Source organism: Pseudomonas sp. HMWF032 (genome assembly GCF_003060885.1).
Classification (GTDB): domain Bacteria; phylum Pseudomonadota; class Gammaproteobacteria; order Pseudomonadales; family Pseudomonadaceae; genus Aquipseudomonas.
In genome coordinates this window covers 176759-195671 of sequence record NZ_QAIG01000004.1, presented here as the reverse complement: position 1 = coordinate 195671, position 18913 = coordinate 176759, and the positions used below count along the sequence as shown (strand labels likewise).

General features: G+C 57.5%; 20 protein-coding genes. All 20 read left to right on the top strand.

All coding sequences use genetic code 11. From position 1 onward, the window contains the following. Window positions 1-12: 12 nt before the first annotated feature. Window positions 13-303, top strand: a complete 291-nt coding sequence (locus tag DBR00_RS02530) for a hypothetical protein (protein WP_146180660.1) — start codon at window positions 13-15, stop codon at window positions 301-303. Then, window positions 285-590, top strand: coding sequence for a hypothetical protein (locus DBR00_RS02525; protein ID WP_146180659.1), 306 nt, complete (start codon window positions 285-287; stop codon window positions 588-590). Before DBR00_RS02530 ends, DBR00_RS02525 begins: the two co-directional genes overlap by 19 nt. Then, the gene (locus DBR00_RS02520) at window positions 587-1060 is read left to right on the top strand and encodes a hypothetical protein (RefSeq protein WP_108488944.1); all 474 of its coding nucleotides are present in this window, start codon (window positions 587-589) and stop codon (window positions 1058-1060) included. The genes DBR00_RS02525 and DBR00_RS02520 overlap by 4 nt, the downstream gene beginning before the upstream one ends. A gap of 7 nt (window positions 1061-1067) precedes the next feature. Beyond that, window positions 1068-1274, top strand: coding sequence for a hypothetical protein (locus DBR00_RS02515; protein ID WP_108488945.1), 207 nt, complete (start codon window positions 1068-1070; stop codon window positions 1272-1274). Then, window positions 1274-1525, top strand: a complete 252-nt coding sequence (locus tag DBR00_RS02510) for a hypothetical protein (RefSeq protein WP_108488946.1) — start codon at window positions 1274-1276, stop codon at window positions 1523-1525. Before DBR00_RS02515 ends, DBR00_RS02510 begins: the two co-directional genes overlap by 1 nt. Window positions 1526-1534: 9 nt before the next feature. After that, window positions 1535-1873, top strand: a complete 339-nt coding sequence (locus DBR00_RS02505; RefSeq protein ID WP_108488947.1) for a hypothetical protein — start codon at window positions 1535-1537, stop codon at window positions 1871-1873. Continuing rightward, a complete protein-coding gene (locus DBR00_RS02500; protein WP_108488948.1) occupies window positions 1854-2717 on the top strand; it encodes an exonuclease in 864 nt (287 codons plus the stop codon). The genes DBR00_RS02505 and DBR00_RS02500 overlap by 20 nt, the downstream gene beginning before the upstream one ends. A gap of 98 nt (window positions 2718-2815) precedes the next feature. Beyond that, on the top strand, window positions 2816-3061 hold the full coding sequence (locus DBR00_RS02495; protein ID WP_108488949.1) for a hypothetical protein: 246 nt from the start codon (window positions 2816-2818) through the stop codon (window positions 3059-3061). Next, window positions 3061-3336, top strand: coding sequence for a hypothetical protein (locus DBR00_RS02490; RefSeq protein ID WP_108488950.1), 276 nt, complete (start codon window positions 3061-3063; stop codon window positions 3334-3336). The genes DBR00_RS02495 and DBR00_RS02490 overlap by 1 nt, the downstream gene beginning before the upstream one ends. Continuing rightward, window positions 3293-3826 (top strand): hypothetical protein, encoded by a 534-nt coding sequence (locus tag DBR00_RS02485; RefSeq protein WP_108488951.1) that lies wholly within the window; start codon window positions 3293-3295, stop codon window positions 3824-3826. Before DBR00_RS02490 ends, DBR00_RS02485 begins: the two co-directional genes overlap by 44 nt. Before the next feature lies 1 nt (window position 3827). Further along, entirely contained in the window at window positions 3828-4133 is a 306-nt protein-coding gene (locus DBR00_RS02480) for a hypothetical protein (protein WP_108488952.1), read from the top strand. 9 nt (window positions 4134-4142) lie between these two features. Next, the gene (locus tag DBR00_RS02475) at window positions 4143-5672 is read left to right on the top strand and encodes a portal protein (RefSeq protein WP_108488953.1); all 1530 of its coding nucleotides are present in this window, start codon (window positions 4143-4145) and stop codon (window positions 5670-5672) included. A gap of 15 nt (window positions 5673-5687) precedes the next feature. Then, complete coding sequence (locus tag DBR00_RS02470; RefSeq protein WP_108488954.1) at window positions 5688-6494, top strand: hypothetical protein; 807 nt, start codon at window positions 5688-5690, stop codon at window positions 6492-6494. Between the two features lie 95 nt (window positions 6495-6589). Next, complete coding sequence (locus tag DBR00_RS02465) at window positions 6590-7600, top strand: phage capsid protein (protein WP_108488955.1); 1011 nt, start codon at window positions 6590-6592, stop codon at window positions 7598-7600. Between the two features lie 331 nt (window positions 7601-7931). After that, window positions 7932-8492 carry a phage tail protein gene (locus DBR00_RS02460; RefSeq protein WP_108488956.1) on the top strand — a complete coding sequence of 187 codons (561 nt, stop codon included), beginning with the start codon at window positions 7932-7934 and terminating at the stop codon, window positions 8490-8492. A gap of 9 nt (window positions 8493-8501) precedes the next feature. Next, window positions 8502-10868 (top strand): hypothetical protein, encoded by a 2367-nt coding sequence (locus tag DBR00_RS02455; RefSeq protein WP_108488957.1) that lies wholly within the window; start codon window positions 8502-8504, stop codon window positions 10866-10868. A gap of 66 nt (window positions 10869-10934) precedes the next feature. Then, window positions 10935-11588: a glycine zipper domain-containing protein gene (locus DBR00_RS02450; RefSeq protein ID WP_108488958.1), complete on the top strand. Its 654-nt coding sequence runs from the start codon at window positions 10935-10937 to the stop codon at window positions 11586-11588. Next, window positions 11585-13867, top strand: coding sequence for a hypothetical protein (locus tag DBR00_RS02445; RefSeq protein WP_146180658.1), 2283 nt, complete (start codon window positions 11585-11587; stop codon window positions 13865-13867). The genes DBR00_RS02450 and DBR00_RS02445 overlap by 4 nt, the downstream gene beginning before the upstream one ends. Before the next feature lie 25 nt (window positions 13868-13892). After that, a complete protein-coding gene (locus DBR00_RS02440) occupies window positions 13893-17672 on the top strand; it encodes a transglycosylase SLT domain-containing protein (protein WP_108488960.1) in 3780 nt (1259 codons plus the stop codon). Between the two features lie 39 nt (window positions 17673-17711). After that, window positions 17712-18719, top strand: coding sequence for a phage tail fiber protein (locus DBR00_RS02435; protein WP_108488961.1), 1008 nt, complete (start codon window positions 17712-17714; stop codon window positions 18717-18719). The last annotated feature ends 194 nt before the right edge of the window (window positions 18720-18913 follow it).

The window sequence follows — 18913 nt, the reverse complement described above, 5'->3', positions numbered from 1 at the left end:
CGGAGAAAGACCGTGAGCACACCCTATAACACCCGCCCAATGTCCCTCCGGGAACTCTGCCTGAAGCACCGTGCAGAGATGGCCTACTGGCCCCTGGTGCGTAGTAATTACCGCCTTCTGGGTGGTGCGTTCTTCTCCCGTACCAACTGGGCTGTAAGCCTCCGGGAGCTCTTTGATGGCTTACGCCGCCTGCTGGGCCTGTTTGTCCTGATCCCGGTTCTGGCCATCCTCATGCCCGCACTGTCCGTGTGGGACCAGCGTTATGCCCGCAAGGAGTACGCCAAGTGGCTGAACAAGAAGTAATGAGCCCCATCATCATCCCAGCCGCTGAAGCCCGCGATGTCTTCTGGGGTGACACTGACCGCTTTGTAATCGAAGAGGAAGGTGAGTGGGTCCAGGACCACAAGTACCAGTCCTGTACAAACATCCTCAAGGACACCACCACAGGCAAGTTCTATTCGGCTACTGCTGGGCGCTCAGGCTCCTACCACACCGACTGGACCTACGACTGGGAATACGGCGGTTCTGACCTTGAGCTACATGAGGTCGAGAAAGTCACCGAAACCATTACTAGGGTGGTGTGGAAGTGAGTAACCCCTTCCTCCTCAAGGCGGCCTCTCGGGGCCGTTTCCTCAGAGACCCCAACGTATCCGAAAAGGCCCGTGAGTATCTCGTGAAGAGTGCCTCGGCCAAGAAAGGTACTCAGCTTGTACAGGCCATTATGGAGTGTCCCGCTAGTGGCCTCTTTCGGGGTCTCTCCCTCACGGTGAAGCTCTCCTGGAGTATCCACGAGCTGGCCCACCTGACCAACCTCCTCCCGTTTCACCTCATCCAGATTCGCCCTCAGCCTGAAGGTTTGGCGGCAGTGACCCTCAGTGGTCCTGTGCAAACCATGGCAGCGGCTCTGTGGGACATCCAGTCGGAGTTCCCTGAAGGTGACCTGAAGGAGCGCCTCTCGCCCCTGCTTTGGGGCTTCAACCAGCTACTTGCTCAAGAGTTCCCAGAGGAGTCCCTCTGCGCCATTCAGGCCCTCCTGGACAAGTACGCATCACAACAATAGGCACACCATGAAATCACTGAGCGACATCCTGAAGGGCTTCACCAAGACCACTCAGGAACTGGACAAGCTGATTACCAGCAATAAGAGCGTGATCAAGCAGAACGATGAGCAGGTACGCCATCTAAATAACAACAGCACGGTCCTGGAGACCGAGGTAGCTAAGGCCGCCGCTGTTAAGGCCAACATCGAAAAGCTCCTGAGCCCTCAGAGCTGATGAACGCCTACCTCCGAATCCTGCGTCACATGCTCCTCAACCCCCAGAGCTTCCAGTCGGACTTCTCCCGGAAACACGCTGCACTGATCGCTGAAGCGGCCAGCCGTAAGCACATCTCCTCGGTGATCGACAACAAGGCCCGTGACCGTTGGTTCGTGACCTCTGCTGGCCTTGAGCTGGTGGAAGGTAAGTGGCCCGGTACTGGTTCCGTTGTCCGCCAGGTTGCCTCTGAAGATCACCTCGCGCCCTAAGGAAACCCCATGGCCCGCAAGAAGAAACAAACGGAGGCCCTCTCGGGTTTCCCTGAGAACATCACTGAAGCTGAGCTCCGCAAGTGGCTTGGTGAGAACGGCTTCAGCCTGAAGAACGCTGAGCGCATCAAGGCTCCCCGCAAGGGTGTAACCCCGCCTCAGGTGGTCTTCTGCCCTCCAATTGAACGCTCCACGGACGCTCCCGAATCAGACTCCTGGTGCAAAGTCACCTGGACCTACCTGAAGGCCGAACTGCTGTACACCGTGGAATCCGTCACCTTCACCCGCAAGGTTGTTGAGCGACAAGTCCCGGTACAGGAAGTGGTCTATGCGGAACGCGAACAGTAGCGTTGCACTCCTGATCGACGGTGATATGGCGCTGTACATGGCCACCACGTCAGCCGAGCAGGAAATCAACTGGGGTGAGTTCTGGACTCTCCACAGCGACCCTGAGGAAGCCTATAGCCTCTTCAAGGTCAACATCCAGAAGCTGATCATGGAAGTTTCCGAGAAGCTCAAGCTGGAAGAGGAACCCCGTGTCTACGTTGCGTTCACTGATGCTGTGAACTGGCGTAAGGACATCCTGGAGACCTACAAGGGCAACCGTAAGGAGAAGCGCAAGCCTCTCTGCTACTACCTGGTCCGTGACCGTGTGGTGGAGAACTACGAGACCCTCCAAGTCCCCACCCTTGAAGGTGATGATGTCCTGGGTATCTGGGCCACCTCCCCTCACATCAAAGGCCGCAAGATCATTGTGTCCGGTGATAAGGACTTCAAGACCATCCCTGGTGAGTTCTGGGACTACCTCCGCAAGAAGTTCTTCACGATCACCGAGGAGCAGGCTGACTACTTCCACATGCTCCAGACCCTCATGGGCGATGTCACCGATGGCTATGGTGGTTGTCCTGGCATGGGTGAAGGCCGCGCCGAGAGCTTCCTCAAGGAACCCTGGATTTGGCATCAGGTAGAGCGTGAGATGAAGTCAGGCCCCCGTAAGGGCCAACTGGTTACCGAATGGAAGCAACGCCCGATGGAACCCGAGGAGACCCTCTGGGATGCCGTGGTGTCGTGCTTTGCGAAAGCCGGTAAGGATGCAGCCTATGCGCTTGTCCAGGCTCAGGTAGCGCGCATCTGCCGCTCCAGTGAGTGGGACTTCAAGAACCGTAAGGTGATCCCGTGGACGCCCAGCTAGTAGCTTCCTGCCTACTCGCCTTCTGTCTTGGAGCCTTCCTCGCCATCTGGTGCCGGTAGTTCCATGACACTTTAGAACAGATCACAGAGAGCCTTCCGATGCATGCATTTGTTGAAGACTCCCTTGAAGCTGAGCTGTTGGATTACATCGAGAACATCCCCCCGTTTACTCGCCAGCAGGTCCGCTATCTGGAGTCCCGTTTCAACGCTAACGGCCTCCTCTCTCAGGAAGCTGAAGCCAAGAGCGGGGGCCCCGTAGCCCACTTAGGGTTCCTCAGGGGCATCCGCGAGGTGATGGATCACGTCACCTCTGTCTACCGCGACCAACAATCCAAGGAGTCCTAATGGGCCTTCTTACCGACTCTCTCTTTCAAGAGAAGGCGAAGACCCCAGCAGTGCAACTCCCAGCAACAGCAGCCGTTCAGGCTCCCGAAGCTGTGACGGAACGCGAGCTGGGAAGTGCTGAAGACGAAGATCAGACCTTGACCAAGGGCGCTAAACGCCGTGGCAAAGCCTCCCTGAAAATTGGCCTCAACACTGCCGCCTCTCAAATGGCCTCCAAACAAGGGGCGAACTATGCCAGCACAGCCGCAAGCTCTGTTAGCAAAAACCCCGTCTGAGGTCTTAACGGGCCTCGGGATTGCCTACCGCCTTGTCCAAGACGAGGAAACGGCAAAGCTGATTCATGCCCACGGCTGGAAGTTCCACGCCGGTAGCTCCCTCAAGGTAATCCGTGAGGCGTCCTTCGAGGACACCCTAGAGACATACCTCCGGGCCTCCAAGGTCTGGGAAGAGGGGCTCGCCCTGATCGCCTTCCACGATGTTGTCACAGGGGACCTCCTCGGGGGTCTCCTCTTTGGCATCGGACCCACCTGGTACAACCAATCACTTACCGCAGCCCACGAGCTCTGCCTGACGACCACTCCTAAGGGAACTGGCCGGGGTATCTCAAGGGCCGCTGCATGGGTCCTCAAGGGCCTGGTGGATTCCGGTTGGGTCAGTGTTGTGGAGGCCGCTGGGGCAATGGCCGCTGATCAGCAACAACTGGAGAACGCCTACAAGAAGGCGGGCTTCGTCCCCTACAAAACCTTCGTTATGGAGACCTCCTGATATGGGCGGCGCTTCCAAGATCATCAAGAAGATTACGGACCACGGTTCCAAATTTTCTATTGGTGATCGACTGCTGAAGGTCGGTGTTCACAAGGAGAAGGAAAAGGAGATTGATGAGGCCGCAACGGTGCAAAACACCGCTGACGCTTCCGCTCAAATCCTTGAAGCCCCGGTGGACGCCGACAAGTCAAAAGAGACAGAGGATCAAGCCTCAGCCACTGTCAAAAGCAAACGAGGCAAGAGCGCTCTGAAGATCAATCGTAGCGGCGGTAACGTCTCTAGCGGTGGTACAGGCGCTAACGTCTAGGAGTCCTGAATGGCCGATAAATTCGAGCCTCAGGAGTCAGCGAAGTCCACCTACGGACGCCTAGAAAATGATCGCCAGCCTTACGTCACTCGCGCCGAAGAGTGCGCAGTCCTAACAATCCCCTCCCTGTTCCCTAAGAGCTCCGATGATGGCGGTACGGATTATCCAACTCCGTTCCAGTCCGTTGGTGCTCGTGGGTTAAACAACCTGGCATCCAAGTTGATGCTGGCGATGTTCCCGCCGAATGAGGCTTTCTTCAGATTCCAAATGGGTCTGGAAGAAGCCCAAAAGCTCTCAGCGGGTGGTGGTGAAAAGACCAAGATTGATGCAGAGCTGGCCGCCATGGAAAAGGTGGTCTTGAAATACTTTGAAGGCTCGGGGATGCGTGTAACGCTCTTCGAGGCCCTGAAGCAATTGGTAGGGGCTGGTAACTGCCTCCTCTTCCTTCCCCCTAACGAGGGTGGGATAAAGCTGTACCGTTTGAGCCGTTACGTTGTTGAACGTGATGGACTGGGTAACGTCCTCCAGACCGTAGCTATGGACACCCTATCTCGGGCCTCACTCCCCGAGGAGCTCCGCAAGGCCAGCTCCGCAAGTGGTGACGACAATCCCAATACGCCAGTTGTGGTCTACACCCACGTTTACTGGGATGGGACCGAGTGGCAAAGCTACCAAGAGATTGACGAAGTAAAGGTTGCGGGTACGGAGAACTCCTACCCAGCGGGTAAATCCCCATGGATTCCAGTGAGGCTCTCCAAGATCGACGGGGAACACTACGGCCGAGGCTTCGTTGAAGAGTACAAGGGCGACCTCCAGTCCCTTGAGAACCTCTCCAAGGCTATCGTCCAGATGGCGATGATTGCCTCCAAGGTCCTCTGGCTGGTGAACCCCAACGGGATCACCCAAGTTCGCCGCCTGAACAAAGCCACCACAGGTTCCTATGTGGCGGGCCGTGAAGAGGACATCAAGCCTCTCCAGCTCCAAAAGTATTCAGATATGCAGGTTGCGAAGACGACTGCTGACGGGATTGAAGCCCGTTTGAGCTACGCCTTCATGCTCAACTCTGCTGTCCAGAGGGGTGGTGAACGGGTCACAGCAGAAGAGATTCGCTATGTGGCTCGGGAGTTAGAGGACACTTTAGGTGGAATCTACTCAATCCTCACCCAAGAGCTACAGCTCCCCCTCATCCGCCGCCTCACTACCCAGCTCATGGCACAGCAAGCTATCCCGGACCTCCCGGATGGTCTTGTGGAACCCACGGTGATTACCGGGGTTGATGCCCTTGGCCGTGGTTACGACCTGAACCGCTTAGTGCAATTCATCCAGACCGTAGAAGGTCTCGGTGAGCAGGCATGGGCACGTTTGAAGATTAACAACCTGATGGCCCGTATCGGGATGTCCTTGGGGGTAGATACCACCGAGCTCATCAAGACGGACGAAGAGGTTGCTACTGAGCAACAAGAGCTACGAGCCCAAGAAGTTGTACAGGCCGGCGCTACATCCGCTGCAACTGCTGTACCTCCCCAAATCCCCCAGTAAGAGTGAGAAACTCAGATGTCCACAGAACCGAATGGCTCAACCGTAGCCCCAGCACAAACCACCGAGGCGACGACTCAGCTAACCCAATCGGGTGGCTCTGAGACGTTCCAGCTCACAACTGGCGGCACTGGCTCCATTGAAGAGGTCGCCCTGGCCCTTCAGGAAGCCGAGCAGCAGTCCCAGCAGGGAAACCTGGAGAGCACCTCCGAGGAAAACCCCGAAGGTAATCAAGAGGAAACCCCTCAAGAAACCCCTGAGGGGACCCTCGAAGAACAACTGGCCTCCCGTCAGAAGTCTGACGAGGAAATCGCTGAGCGCCTGAAAACCGCTGGCATTGCCTTTGATGACCTGGCCAATGAGTTCCAGGAAAACGGTGACCTCTCCAAGGAGTCCCGCGAGAAGCTGGCTGCTGCTGGTTACAGCGAGAACTTTGTTAACTCGTACATCGCCGGCCAGGTGGCAATGGAGAACCGTTTCATCTCCGAAGTCCACTCGATTGTCGGCGGTGAGGCTGAGTTCAACAAGCTGTTGACCTTTGCCAAGAGTAACCTGAGCCAGAAGGAAGCTGACGCTTTCGATAAGGCTGTGGAGTCCGGTGACCTGGGCTTGATTGGCCTCTCCCTGACTGCCATCAAGGCAAAGCAACAGGCCAAACACGGCACGGCGAACAAGACCCTTCCGGGCACCTTGACGACTACCGCTGCTGTCCAGGGCTACAAGACTCAGGCAGAGATGACCACGGCTATGAAAGACAAGCGCTATGGCCGTGATGCTGCGTACACCGAGTCGGTGATTCAGAAGGTCGCTTCGGCCAGCTTCTAAGCCCGCTACACCTCCTCAAGAAACTCCAGAAGTAACTCCCAAGGGGCCCTCCTCTGCTTGCCCCGGCCTCAATTCGTCTCAAGGAAAATCAAACAATGGCATCCACCACTGTAGCTGCACCTGGTCAGATCAACGGTACTGGCGACCGCAACGCCCTGTTTATGAAAGTCTTCGCCGGTGAAGTGCTGACTGCTTTTGAGCAAGCTACCGTCACCATGAATCGCCACCAAGTCCGCACCATCCCCAGCGGCAAATCGGCCAGCTTCCCTGTGGTCGGTCGCGGTAAGGCCAAATATCTGGCTCCGGGTAACAACCTGGATGATCAGCGTCAAAAGATTCTGCACACTGAAAAGACCATCACCATTGATGGCCTGCTGACTGCTGACGTGTTGATTACCGACATCGAAGATGCAATGAACCACTTTGATGTCCGCGCCCCTTATGCAACCCAACTGGGTGAAGCCCTGGCCCTGGCTGCTGACGGCGCTGTCCTGGCTGAAGGCATGGCCATTGCCAAAGCTGCTGAGAACCTGGCTGGTCTGGGTTCGGGTGGCGTGATTGGCGTTGGTGCCCCGGCTGTGACTGCCGAGTATGGCCGTCTGATCCTGGGTGCTCTGATTGCTGCCCGTGGCAAGTTCGCCAAGCTGCGTGTTCCGAAAAGCGAGCGTACCTTCTACGCAGACCCGGACGTGATCAGCGCCATCCTGTTGGCCTTTGGCCCTTTCGCCTCCAACTTCGTGGTTGCCGGCAGTGCTGAGCTGACTGGGGGCCTGATCATCCGTTGGGCTGGCTTTGAAATCATCGAAGCTCCCCACTTCCTGGAAGGTGGTGCTGAAGACAAGCACGCCGCTGACGTAGCAGCGGTTGGCCTGTGCATGCACCGTTCGGCTGTAGGCACCGTGAAGCTGAAGGACCTGGCCATGGAGAAAGCTCGTCGTATCGAGTTCCAGGCTGACATGGTGGTTGGTAAGTACGCCATGGGTCACGGCGGCTTGCGCCCTGAGGGTGCCCTGTTGTTGAACACCACTCCCCCAAGCCCGGATATGTTGGCCGCTGTGGCTTCTCTGTATGACGCAGAGATGACCGCTAACGGTGCCGTAGCCTAAGCCTCCCTAGGGGCTCCTTCGGGAGCTCCTTTGTTGTACCCGAAAGAACCCTCTCTGGAGAGTCCAGTGGTTTCTCTGACGAGAGACTCCACCAGCGATTCTAGACAGCGCTGTATTTGCTCCTGACCACTGCTAGCCATGCGCGCTGGTAGTTCCCACTCGGAGCTATACGGGTGGACCCTCCAGAGAGGGTTCTTTCTCGCTTCACCTATCGAGTAACCATCTGGGAGTCCTTCGGACTTTCCCCTTGGGCTCCCGCCATGTGCGCTCCAGCGGCTCCTCCCTCCCGAGTCCTGCACGTCCCGCCTGCTACACCCAAAGGATTCCACAAATGGTTATTACCCCCTCCACCGAACTGGAAGCTATCAACGAGATAATTTCCATTGTCGGTGAGTCCCCGCTTAATTCCCTGGAGGACGAAGCCAACGTAGATGCGTTGAATGCTCAGCGTCTCCTCCAGGGCGTGTCCCGAGAGGTCCAACAGAAAGGTTGGTCCTGGAACACTGAGAACACCTCCCTGACCCCTGACAGCATCTCCCGCAAGATCACCTACCGGGATGACTGGCTGAAGCTCTTAGGGGCCAGTCTGGTACGCCGTGATGGCTACCTCTACAGCCTAGTGAACCAGACCAACCGCTTCACCTCCCCGGTGCAAGTGGAGATTGTCCGCTTGATCAGCTTTGAGGACCTCCCCGAAGCAGCCCGTCTCTACGTCACCCACAAAGCCAAACGAAAGTTCCAGGCCCGGTATCTCGGAGCGCAGGAACTTGCCTATGAGGCTGCTGGTGATGAGACCGAAGCATGGGCGGCCCTGAATGAGTTTGAACTCGACTTCGGCCAGTACAACCAGATCGACTCTGACCCGCATGTGGTCGATGTCATGGCACGCTAAGGAGCCCTTATGCCGCTCATTAGCCAGTCCATCAAGTCCCTCAAAGGGGGTGTCAGTCAGCAGCCAGATACCCTCCGTTTCCCTGATCAAGGGGACTATCAAGAGAATGGTTTCAGCTCTGAGGTGGAAGGTCTCCAGAAGCGTCCACCAACGGTCCACAGGGCCCGCCTTGGGGCACCCTTTACGGACAACCCCCTTATCCACCCGATTAACCGAGATGCTGCTGAACGCTACCTCGTGGCTGTTCAACAAGGGGCCCTGAAGGTCTGGGACCTCCACGGGAACCCCAAGGTGGTCACCGCCCCTGAGGGCTACGGTTACCTGAGCTCGGCCAATCCACGGGATGACATCCGGTGTGTGACCATTGCGGATTACACCTTCATCGTGAACCGCAAGGTGATCGTTACGGATGACCCTCTGGACAAGTGGCCATCCCGTCCCAATGAGGCATTCATCTGGGTCAAGCAGGGTCAGTACGGGAAGACCTACACGGTAACCGTCAGCTTCTCCGATGGTGCTAGCCAAGTCATCACCTACACCACACCTGACGGTTCTCAAGCTGCCCACGCCCTCTCAGTGGACTCTGGCGCTATCCGTAATCAGCTAGTGGCAGCGGCCAACAGCCCGCGCCTGACAGCGATTGCTACAGAGAACGGTGGGGTTTACCTGACCCCAAAGGCTGGCTTCACGATCAGCAAAATCGCTATCCAAGACGGCTTCAATGGCAACTCCATGGTGGGCTTCATGGGAAGCGTCCAGCGGTTCAACCAACTGCCTCCCCAATGCTACCCGGACTATGTGGTCAAGGTGGCCGGTGATCCCGGTCAAGGTGAAGACGACTACTACCTTCAGTACATCGAAGGTGAGCGCCTGTGGCGTGAATGCGCCCAGCCAGGCTCCATCAGGTCCCTGAAGAAAACCACTATGCCCCACGTCCTGGTACGGGAGGCTAACGGTACGTTCACCTTCAGGTCGAATGACTGGGGCCACCGCAGGGCTGGTGATGATGACTCCAACCCCTTCCCGTCCTTCGTTGGTCAGCCAATCAATGACATCTACTTCTTCAGGAACCGTTTAGGGACTATCGCTGGTGAAAACTTCGTCCTCTCGGTTGCCGGTGAGTTCTTCAAGTTCTTCCCACCGTCCGTTGTGGTTATGGAAGATACTGACCCGATTGACTCAGCCATCAGCTACAGCAGTGTGGCCAACCTGCATAACGCAGTGCCCTTCAAGGAGGACCTGGTTCTGTTCGCTGAGCAGGCCCAGTTTGTTCTCAAGGCTGATGGTGTCCTCTCCTCGAAGACAGCTAAGGCTGACCTGACCACTGAGTTTGAGAGCTTCCCCGCTGTGCGCCCCTGTGGTGCTGGCCGGTCGATCTTCTTCCCAACTCCTCGGGCAACCTTCACGAGCATCAAGCGGTTCTATGCCGTTCAAGATGTCTCCGATGTTAAGGACGCTGCTGACGTTACGGCCCATGTGCCTAGCTTCATCCCCAACGGTGTGTTCCGTATGGGGGCCTCCACCTCGGAGAACTTCCTAACGATTCTCTCCACGGGTGATGAGGAAAAGCTGTGGGTTTACAAGTTCCTCTTCCTGGAGGATCAGCTTGTCCAGCAGTCCTGGTCCCACTGGCGCTTCAAAGGTTGCCGTGTACTCTCCGCTGAGTTCTTCGGGCCTGAGCTCTACCTGGTCCTCTCGAATGCCGCTGGGACCTTTCTGGAACGTATGGCGTTCACCAAGAACACCCTGGACTTCCACGAGGAACCCTACCGGCTCTATATGGACCGTAAGGTGCGCCTCGAAGTCCCTGTGAACGCTGGGTTTGATCCCTACCTGGTAACCACTCAGGTGGACCTCGGCGCGCTCTATGGTGCAACCCCCGTACCTGGTGACGTGTACTACGCAGTGAACAGCGAAGGCCGTGTCTGGGAGTTCCCGGAGTACCCCAGTGGAGTCATTACGATCCCTGAGGATGTCCGTGGGAAGACCCTCATCATCGGTAAGCGTTTCCGGTTCGAGTACAAGTTCTCCAAGTTCCTGATCAAGAAGCAAACCGAGCAGGGACAAACCTCGGAGGACGAAGGACGCCTTCAGATTCGCTACGCCTGGGTCAACTTCCAGGACTCTGGGCCGTTCACCGTGGAGGTCCAACTGGACTCCCGGAAACCCTTTGTGTACTCCCAAACCTCTCGAATCCTCGGGAGCAGCAGTAACCGCCTCGGGGTTCTCCCCCTAGAGACAGGCCAGAAGAGGTTCCCCGTTCAGTCGGAAACCAACCGGGCCACAGTCTCCATCATCTCTGAAGGGGTCTCCCCTATCGCTCTCGTGGGCGCTGGGTGGGAAGGCTTCTACAACAGACGCAACAGGGGCATTTAGCCCACCTCCGGGCTCTATGGGATTTTCCCATGGGGCCCTTTTTACACTCACTTAAAGGAACTCACTATGGCTGACACTGAGATGTCAGGTGGTGCGCTCAATGGTGCTATCTCTGGGGCCGCTACGGGGGCTTCTGTGGGTGGCCCGTGGGGCGCTGTCATCGGCGCTGTCATCGGCCTCTTCATGGGTGGCCAGGCAGACAAGGAGAAGCGTAAGCAGCTTGAGGAAGACTACAAGCTCCAGGTAAAGGCGCTGGTTCAGAACTACAACTACGCCAACCAAGGCGTTGATCTTGAGCTGATGTCAGGCTTCGATCAGTCGGTTCAGGCCCTCCAGAACACCCAAGTTAACTCCATTCAGAACCAAGCGACCATCCGCCTAGCGGCTATGGAATCGGGCCTCGAAGGGAACTCCATTGATCGTGTCATGCGGATCACCAAAGGGTCAGACCTACGGGCCGAGGACAGCATTAAGGAGAACTACGGGCGTCTACGCTCCTCCGCTCTGATGATCAAACAGACAAACCAGATGCGAACCCAATTCGACTTGGACGGGGTTAAACGCAACATCGAGGCCGGTAAGCCTAATCAATGGTCACAGCTTCTCCAGCTCGGCTCAGCCGCTGGGAAGGCATATGGCGGATACGTTGATGCTCAGGCTGCTGCTAACCAAACAGGGCGAACACTGGCCAAGCCGGTAACGTCACAGGGACTTAAATGAGCTCACAATTAAACTCCGCATTCCAGATGTGGCGGCAATTTGCGCCTCAAGAGAAAACCCCTGCGCCCTTCACGTCCAAGGGTCTGGGACTAAGTGTCCCCGGTATCCGGCAGGACAACCAAACCAGCCAAGCCTTTGAGGGTCTCCTGAAGGTAGCCAGTAATGCGGCTCAGGACTTCAATCGGCACAAGGCAGTAGATGGCCAGATGTCCGAACGGGCCGCTGAGAACTGGATGAAGGGCAAGTCCCCTGAGGAGTACCGAAAGGCTCTCCAAGATGGTCAAGTCCCCTTCCAGGAAGACCCCGTGGCCATGGCCCGGTTGCGCTACCTGCACGGTTACCACTCCTCGATTGCAGTACAGAATCAGGTAGCAGCGAACGTCGATGGGGGCGCTTACCGCGATGAGATGGACGCCAAGGGTAACGTGATTCGGAGCGCCTCTCAGATTGCCGTGGAGGACTATCACACCCGGCTCAAGGGAATGCGCGAAGAGCTCACAGGGACCCTCGGGTTTGACCCTGAAGATGAGGCGTTCTCCAACGGCATGTTCCGGGATTCCGACAAGGCCCTGTCCACCATCACGGCCTACCAGACCCGAGCTTCTGATAAACGCAACAGGATGCAGGCTCAGGTTCTCCACAGGGCAACCCGTAACGCGCTGATCCCTCAGGCCATGCAGGAAGGCTCTGACGTTGCTGTAGCTCAGGCTGTGGATTCATGGCAAGTCGGTTATGAAACTGGGGTCTATAAGGACCTCGGGGACACCCTGAAGGATGTTGGGGATACCCTCTCCACCGTTGGGTCCCGACCGGGCGGCCTGGAGGTCATTGATAAGCTGCTGGACAGCAAGGTCCCTGGTACAGAGAACACTGTCCGGGACTTCTATGACCAAGATGAGCTGGAGACTTTCCGGCAAAAGGCGCTGACCTCGGAGACAACCCAGCGGGCCGGTGCTGAGCTGGACTGGCAGGTTAAAGTCCAAGAGGCACAGGATGACCCTAACGGCCTCACCTGGCTTTACCAGTCGCACAGTGAAGAGCTGAAGCGGTCAGGTGGCACGGATACCCCTCGGGCCTCCCAACTGGTCCGGGAGATTACCTCCAAGAAGGCCGCCCTGGCGCGTGAAGCTGAGCGGACGGCTAAGGAGAACGCCAAGCTCTACACCCAGTCAGCCCGAGTGGCTGTCCTCACGGGTGAAGCGATGAAGTTTATCGGCGGGGATCGAGCAGCACAGTCCTACGGGGTTATGCCTGCTGACCCGGAGCTAGGTAAGTACACCAAGGAAGACGCCCTGGTGATGGAACGGGCCCTCCTGGAGCGCTACCAGAGCAAACCAGACAAGCTCCTGAAGCTGGCTGATTACATGCCGAATGGCTACATCGCCAACACCATCAAGGACTACTGGAAGGACACCTCAGCAACCATGGCGATTGACGCCTCACGGATTGCCCAAGGGACCCTCCGACCGGATGACATCAAGGAACCAGAGACCCTCCAGTCTGTTCAGCTCCTCAAAGATGCTGACCCACTTGCTTTCCGTAAGGTGATCGGTGGGGACGTAGACGCTCTGGCCAAGATGGACACCCTGGACACCCTCAAGGTGATGGGTATGGGCTACAAGGATATGGTCTTGGCTGAGTCCCGGATGGTCGGGATGGATAAGAAAACCCGTGATGGCCAGCTCAACAAGATCAAGCGGACCTTGATGGATGAGGCTGTAGCTCCTAAGCACCTCGGTAAGGCCGCCAACCTGAAGAACCTGGCTGGGAGCCCCTACGCCCAGACCTACATGAAGACCATGGTGAACGGCTTGCTGGCCGTGGGTATTCCAGATGAGGAAGCCTACAAGCGTGCTGACAGTGCGTTCGCTCAGAGTCATGTGGGCCTGAACGGCTTCCCAATCCCCACGGGGTTCTTCTCGGCTATCAAGGCTGAGGACCAAGTGAATACCGGATTGGACCTCCTCGGGGAAACCCTTGTGAACTACGCCAGCAGTCAGGGCGTTAGGGAGCAAGACGTTATCCCTGAGTTCGATAGCCAAACCCAGACGGTCTACCTCCGGGCACCTGGCAAGCCTCCAGTAACAATCCGCTCTGACCTCCTCCAGGAAGGTGCTGAAGCCCTTACAGATAAACGCCGGCAGGAAGCCCTGAAGGCCAACGCTGAAGCGGCTGAAGCGGCTGCTTCTACCGTCAAAACCCGCAGGACTGAAACCCGCACCAAGTTTGATCAGTTAGAGACTGACCTCCAAGAGCGCGAGTCCTGGCGTCCCCGTTAACCCTCACTCACATTAGGAGGCCCTCGTGGCTATCCCACAAGAAAGCCCCTACCGTGCTTTGTATGCGGCAGCGGGTGAACGCTACGGCGTGAGTCCTTCGGTACTCGAAGAGCAAGGCTTCCATGAGTCGAGCTGGAACCCCAAAGCGGTCTCCGATGCGGGGGCCCGTGGTATCGCTCAGTTTATGCCGGGCACTGGCCCTGCCTATGGCCTGGTAAACCCTGAAGACTACGAAGACCCGGCTAAGTCCATTGATGCTCAGGCGCGCTACATGAGCGACCTGAAGAAGCGCTTTGGCTCTGATGAGCTGGCCCTTGCGGCCTACAACATGGGCCCAACAGCCCTCCAGCGCCGGTTGGATAAAGCTGGTGGTGTACTGGAGAACGCTCAGATTCCTGAGGAAACCCGTGGCTACCTCCAGAAGTTCGCCTTGGGAAAGGCCGTAAGCTCGGGACCAACTGGAGCGCCCGAACCGAGCGGGATTGACTTCGGGACTCCCAAAAGGCCCAAGCCAGAGAGCGCGGTGGATCGTATCGCCGGGACTTCACTGGATGAGCTGGGCACTGACTCCGAACGCTCCCGCTGGGATGCCTTCACCGAGGGCCTCAGTCGCTCCACCATTGGCTCAGCCCTCCGTGCTCAGGATGTAACAACCCCCTTAGAGGCCATCAGCCCTGACTGGACGCCTTCCCCTGCTGATGTTGAGCGGGTGTCGGCTGCTGGTGTGGGTGAAGCCGGAGCCCGGTTTGTTTTCGAGCACTCGTTTGCTTCAGAGGACATCGACGGGCTCATAGAGATTGCCCGTGAGAACCGCGCTAGTGCAGCAGCAGATGGCCGCCAAGGTGTCCTGACCTCGCTTGCAGGCGGTGTCGGGGAGATGCTGGGTGACCCCATCACCTATGGAACCCTGATTGCCCCCAGCGGGGCCCTCTTGGGGAAGCTCTTCAACCCTGGAACCGCTCGGGTCCTCGGGTCCTCTGCTGGTATTGCCGTTGAAGGCGCAGCCTACGGGGCCCTCACAGAGGCCACACGGGAAGTCTCCACAGGTGTTGATGCTGACTACCAGTCGGCCATTCTTGCGGGTGCTGTGGGCGGCGTAGCCATCCATGGAGCCTTTAAGGGTGTGGAGTTTGGCTTGGGGAAACTCAATGACCGAACCCGCAACAGCTTCTCCTATGTAGAGGATATGGAAACGGCTGGGGTCATGGAGCGTGCTGGGATCATCCCGGAGACTCCCTATGAGCCAGGCCCCCTCACCAAGGAGCACCTGAAGGTAGACACCTACAACCCGGTTGCCCGTATCTCCACCATTGCCGAACGGATGCGCTCCAGTCAGAACCCTGAGATTCAAACCGCTGCCTTGGGCATGTTCAGGAATGACAAGGGATACGCAGACGGGACCAGTGGCCTTGGCCGGATGACTGGTGAGGAAGTGAAGCGGAACTTAGACAATGAGTTCTTCGACGTGGACTCCACCTACTCCCGCCATGTGGAAGAGTTTATCGGCTCCCGTAGGGGCTCCGGTCTGTCCAAGGCTGAGCTTGAGGAAGAGTTCGGCTACATGGTGACCATGGCCCGTGAGGGCTCCCTCCAGAATCCCCCGGAGTCAGTCCGTCAGGCTGCTGAGCTGATGGGTAAGTTCTATGACGCCCGGATTGAAGATGTCCTGTTCCCTGGTCAGAAGTTTGGCGAAGGTGCGGACATCCTGGACAACCCTAAGGACTGGGCTGGGGTGCGTAACTACGCGCCGGTCATCATGGATACCGCCAAGATCGCCCGAGCTGCCCAGCGTGTGGGTGGTGATGAAGCCCTGGTGAAGATTGGTGGTCGGGCCCTGTTCGCCTCCCTGCGAGACCCTGATGTCCTCCAAAGGGCCGTCAAGGAGTTTGAGGAAGAGGTGAACAAGTCGCTCGCTGAGGGTGCCCAGAAGATTGAGGCACTGGAAGCCAGCGGTAAGGCCACTCAGGAGTTCCTCAAGTGGGCCCAGATTCAGGCTGAGAAGCAGGCGATGGGTTATGTCGATCAGGATATGAGCCGCATCAAAGCTCACCTGTACAAGACCACTGACCCCTCCGAGCTTCCCGACTTTATGAGGAAGCGGGGAATCTTCAAGACCAATGCGGCAATCACCCTCCCCGATGGTTCCAAGTTCTCCGTGGACAAGGACCTACGGAGCGGTGATGTACGATCGATCATGCACTCCTACCACAAGCGGACGGCTGGTGACCTGGCCATGGCTGTAGGGCTGGGTGACAAGGGCTTTACTGGGTTCGCTGAGCGCCTGGCGCGTATCGAGCAGCAGATAGCTAAGGCCACCCGTGAGGACAATCCCAAGCTGAAGCGGGAACTTGAGGGTGACCTCAGCGCCCTGCGCATTGGTGCCAAGAAGCTGTACGGGATGTCCCTCAATCAGGATGGCCGTGGTGCCGCTGATATGATCGCCGGTAGCCTCACCAACCTGTCCTTTGTGGCGAAGTCGGCCTACATGGGCCCGATGAACTACACGGAAATCTCCACAGGGCTGGCGAACTACGGGATGGGGTTCTTCTTCAAGGCCCTCCCCGGTGCCGGGAAGCTGGTTCAACGGGTCTCCAAAGGCAAGGCCACGGCTGAGGACTTGGAGCTCCTCCAGAACCGCCTGTGGGGCGAAGAGATGCACGAGGTTGTATATCCCTCCCATCTCCAATCCACCTACAGCCTGGCCCGTGAGAATGCCCCTGCGCCCATCGCTGCTGTCTATGCGATTACCCAACGGCTAACAGAGGTGGCCCCTTCGGCCAAGCTCCTGAACGCCACCACTAACCGTATCGTCAAGGCTGCACAGGAAGAGTTCCTAGCTGAGCTTGTACGGCATGCCCACGGGCGCACCTCAAAGGTCTTCGCAGACGCCAAGCTGAAGCATATGGCTGTAGACCCTGAGGCGTTCACGGCAATCCTCAAGCACGTTAAGAGCTCCTCCAAACTGGGTAAAGGCAACAAGTTCTCCCTGGACTCTTCCAAGTTCCTCAGTGGCTCCGGTCAGACTCCAATGGAGGCCCGTAAGGTGATCGCCGAGATTCGCCGCATGGGTGACCTTGCAGCATCGGACGTGATCCAGCGGCCATCCATCGGGGATACCTTCATCTGGGCTGACTCGAAGAACCCGTTGATTCGGTTTCTCACTCAGTTCCAGACGTTCTCTATGCGGTCCCTCGAAAAGAAGCTCCTCAAGGGCGTCAATCGGGTCCGCAACGGGGATGTTGATGAGGCCATGCAAATGACCTTATCCCTTGGTCTATCTGGTCTGGGTGTTACCGCCTTCGCTGTTGTCCGGGGCCAAACCATCCGGGATGAAACCAAGCGTGAGGAGTTCTATAAGAACGCCTTGGGCTATGACACCGAGGAAGGCGAGTGGGACTTCACCACGTTAGCTGTGGGTGCTCTCAAGCGCTCCTCCTACCTGGCGGCTCCAAGCCTGGCCTATGACACCATCGGGACTCCTCTGGGGGCTCCTTATGCGGGACTGGCGCGGACCTCAGTGGAAACGGCAGAAGAACAAGGGAAGTCCCGTGGGGAACCCTTCGGTAAACCTGACTTCGGCCAGGCCGTGGGGAACCTCCCAGCGGTGAAGTACGCAACAAACCTCGGGGGCGCTCTCGTTGCCCCTATCAATATGTTCCGCCCGGACCTCGATGAGGAACAGGTAGAGCGTCAGAAAAGAGCCCTCCTCTTCAACCTCAAGGGAATCCTCCCTAACGATCCTGCTACGCAAACAGCGCTGTCCTGGCTGATTGAGAACAGTGTCGAGGGTGAGGATCAGGACTAACCCACAGGCCACGGACGGCCTCCTCCAGGAACACACTCAATGGCGGATAACGCTAGAACCGTTCAGGTGATCATTGTCGAGACACCTACGGACAAGTTTGACATCCCCTTCGACTACCTCTCCAAGCAGTTCGTGAAGCTCTTCATTGATGCGGTTCCTCAAGAGCCCCTCGTGGACTTCGACTTCATCACCGCAACCCGTATCCAGATGCTCACAGGTAACGTGCCAGTGGGTGCTGTGGTGGAGCTTCGCCGCCGTACTGACTCAAGCATCCGACTGGTGACCTTTAAGGACGCCTCAGTATTGACAGCCAGTGACCTGGATATTTCGGCTCTCCAAACTCTGCACATGGCAGAAGAGGCGCAGGATGCGGCCCTGGATGCGGTCAGTATCAATCAGGATGGGGTCTATGATGCCCGCCTGAAGCGCATTGTGAATGTGGGGGACCCTGTAGGCCCTCAGGACGCAATGAATCTCCGGAGCGCTAACACGCTGGGGGCAAGTATCCTCGGGACTGCTTCAGCGAAAGCTCAAGAGGCGGTCCAAGCGGCTGGCGTTGCGGTCGGGGCTAAGGATCAGGCTGTCAATGCAGCGGCTCAAGCTTCAGCAGCGTCTGGAGTAGCCGTTACGAAAGCCACTGAAGCCACTGAAGCGGCGCTGACAGCCAATACCGCAGCAGGTGAGGTTTCTAGTAACCTAAATGAATATCGGGCCATTAGGAACGAGCTCAGCGCTGGTCCGGCAGGCGGCATGCTACCTGTAGGTAAGCCGGATTGGTGCCCTATGCGGGGAGCCATTTGGGCGGGCTTCGCGGCTCTAGACGGTCAGGAACTTCCACATGCGACGTATCCTGATTTTGTGGCGGCGCTTAGCGCGGGGAACCTCCCAACAACTTCTGAAACGCTCTGGCAGAGCGACCCTACGCAGCGTGGTAAGTTCGTTCTCAACTCATCCCCTGGTAAGTTCCGCCTGGCGGACTACAACGGTAAATATCCAGGCTCTATGGGTGCCGTATTTAGACGGGGCGACGGGGCGACGGGGCGATGAGCGCGGCAGCAGGTACTATCCAGCAGGACGCATTCCGCAGCCACTCCCATACCGTTAACGTAAGTGCCGATCAAGGCAGCGGGGGTACATATACTGGACGCTTACGCGGCGGCCTCCACCTAGATGGCTCCCCCCTGGACAACGCCAACTACGGGCTTAACGCCACTGGCGGTCCTGAAACGCGCCCGCTGAAT

Excerpts from the sequence above, each read along its gene's own strand:
- DBR00_RS02515 (WP_108488945.1), top strand. The coding sequence starts at position 1,068 with ATGAAATCACTGAGCGACATCCTGAAGGGCTTCACCAAGACCACTCAG.
- DBR00_RS02510 (WP_108488946.1), top strand. The coding sequence starts at position 1,274 with ATGAACGCCTACCTCCGAATCCTGCGTCACATGCTCCTCAACCCCCAG.
- DBR00_RS02505 (WP_108488947.1), top strand. The coding sequence starts at position 1,535 with ATGGCCCGCAAGAAGAAACAAACGGAGGCCCTCTCGGGTTTCCCTGAG.
- DBR00_RS02500 (WP_108488948.1), top strand. The coding sequence starts at position 1,854 with ATGCGGAACGCGAACAGTAGCGTTGCACTCCTGATCGACGGTGATATG.
- DBR00_RS02495 (WP_108488949.1), top strand. The coding sequence starts at position 2,816 with ATGCATGCATTTGTTGAAGACTCCCTTGAAGCTGAGCTGTTGGATTAC.
- DBR00_RS02490 (WP_108488950.1), top strand. The coding sequence starts at position 3,061 with ATGGGCCTTCTTACCGACTCTCTCTTTCAAGAGAAGGCGAAGACCCCA.
- DBR00_RS02485 (WP_108488951.1), top strand. The coding sequence starts at position 3,293 with ATGCCAGCACAGCCGCAAGCTCTGTTAGCAAAAACCCCGTCTGAGGTC.
- DBR00_RS02480 (WP_108488952.1), top strand. The coding sequence starts at position 3,828 with ATGGGCGGCGCTTCCAAGATCATCAAGAAGATTACGGACCACGGTTCC.
- DBR00_RS02475 (WP_108488953.1), top strand. The coding sequence starts at position 4,143 with ATGGCCGATAAATTCGAGCCTCAGGAGTCAGCGAAGTCCACCTACGGA.
- DBR00_RS02470 (WP_108488954.1), top strand. The coding sequence starts at position 5,688 with ATGTCCACAGAACCGAATGGCTCAACCGTAGCCCCAGCACAAACCACC.
- DBR00_RS02465 (WP_108488955.1), top strand. The coding sequence starts at position 6,590 with ATGGCATCCACCACTGTAGCTGCACCTGGTCAGATCAACGGTACTGGC.
- DBR00_RS02460 (WP_108488956.1), top strand. The coding sequence starts at position 7,932 with ATGGTTATTACCCCCTCCACCGAACTGGAAGCTATCAACGAGATAATT.
- DBR00_RS02455 (WP_108488957.1), top strand. The coding sequence starts at position 8,502 with ATGCCGCTCATTAGCCAGTCCATCAAGTCCCTCAAAGGGGGTGTCAGT.
- DBR00_RS02450 (WP_108488958.1), top strand. The coding sequence starts at position 10,935 with ATGGCTGACACTGAGATGTCAGGTGGTGCGCTCAATGGTGCTATCTCT.
- DBR00_RS02445 (WP_146180658.1), top strand. The coding sequence starts at position 11,585 with ATGAGCTCACAATTAAACTCCGCATTCCAGATGTGGCGGCAATTTGCG.
- DBR00_RS02435 (WP_108488961.1), top strand. The coding sequence starts at position 17,712 with ATGGCGGATAACGCTAGAACCGTTCAGGTGATCATTGTCGAGACACCT.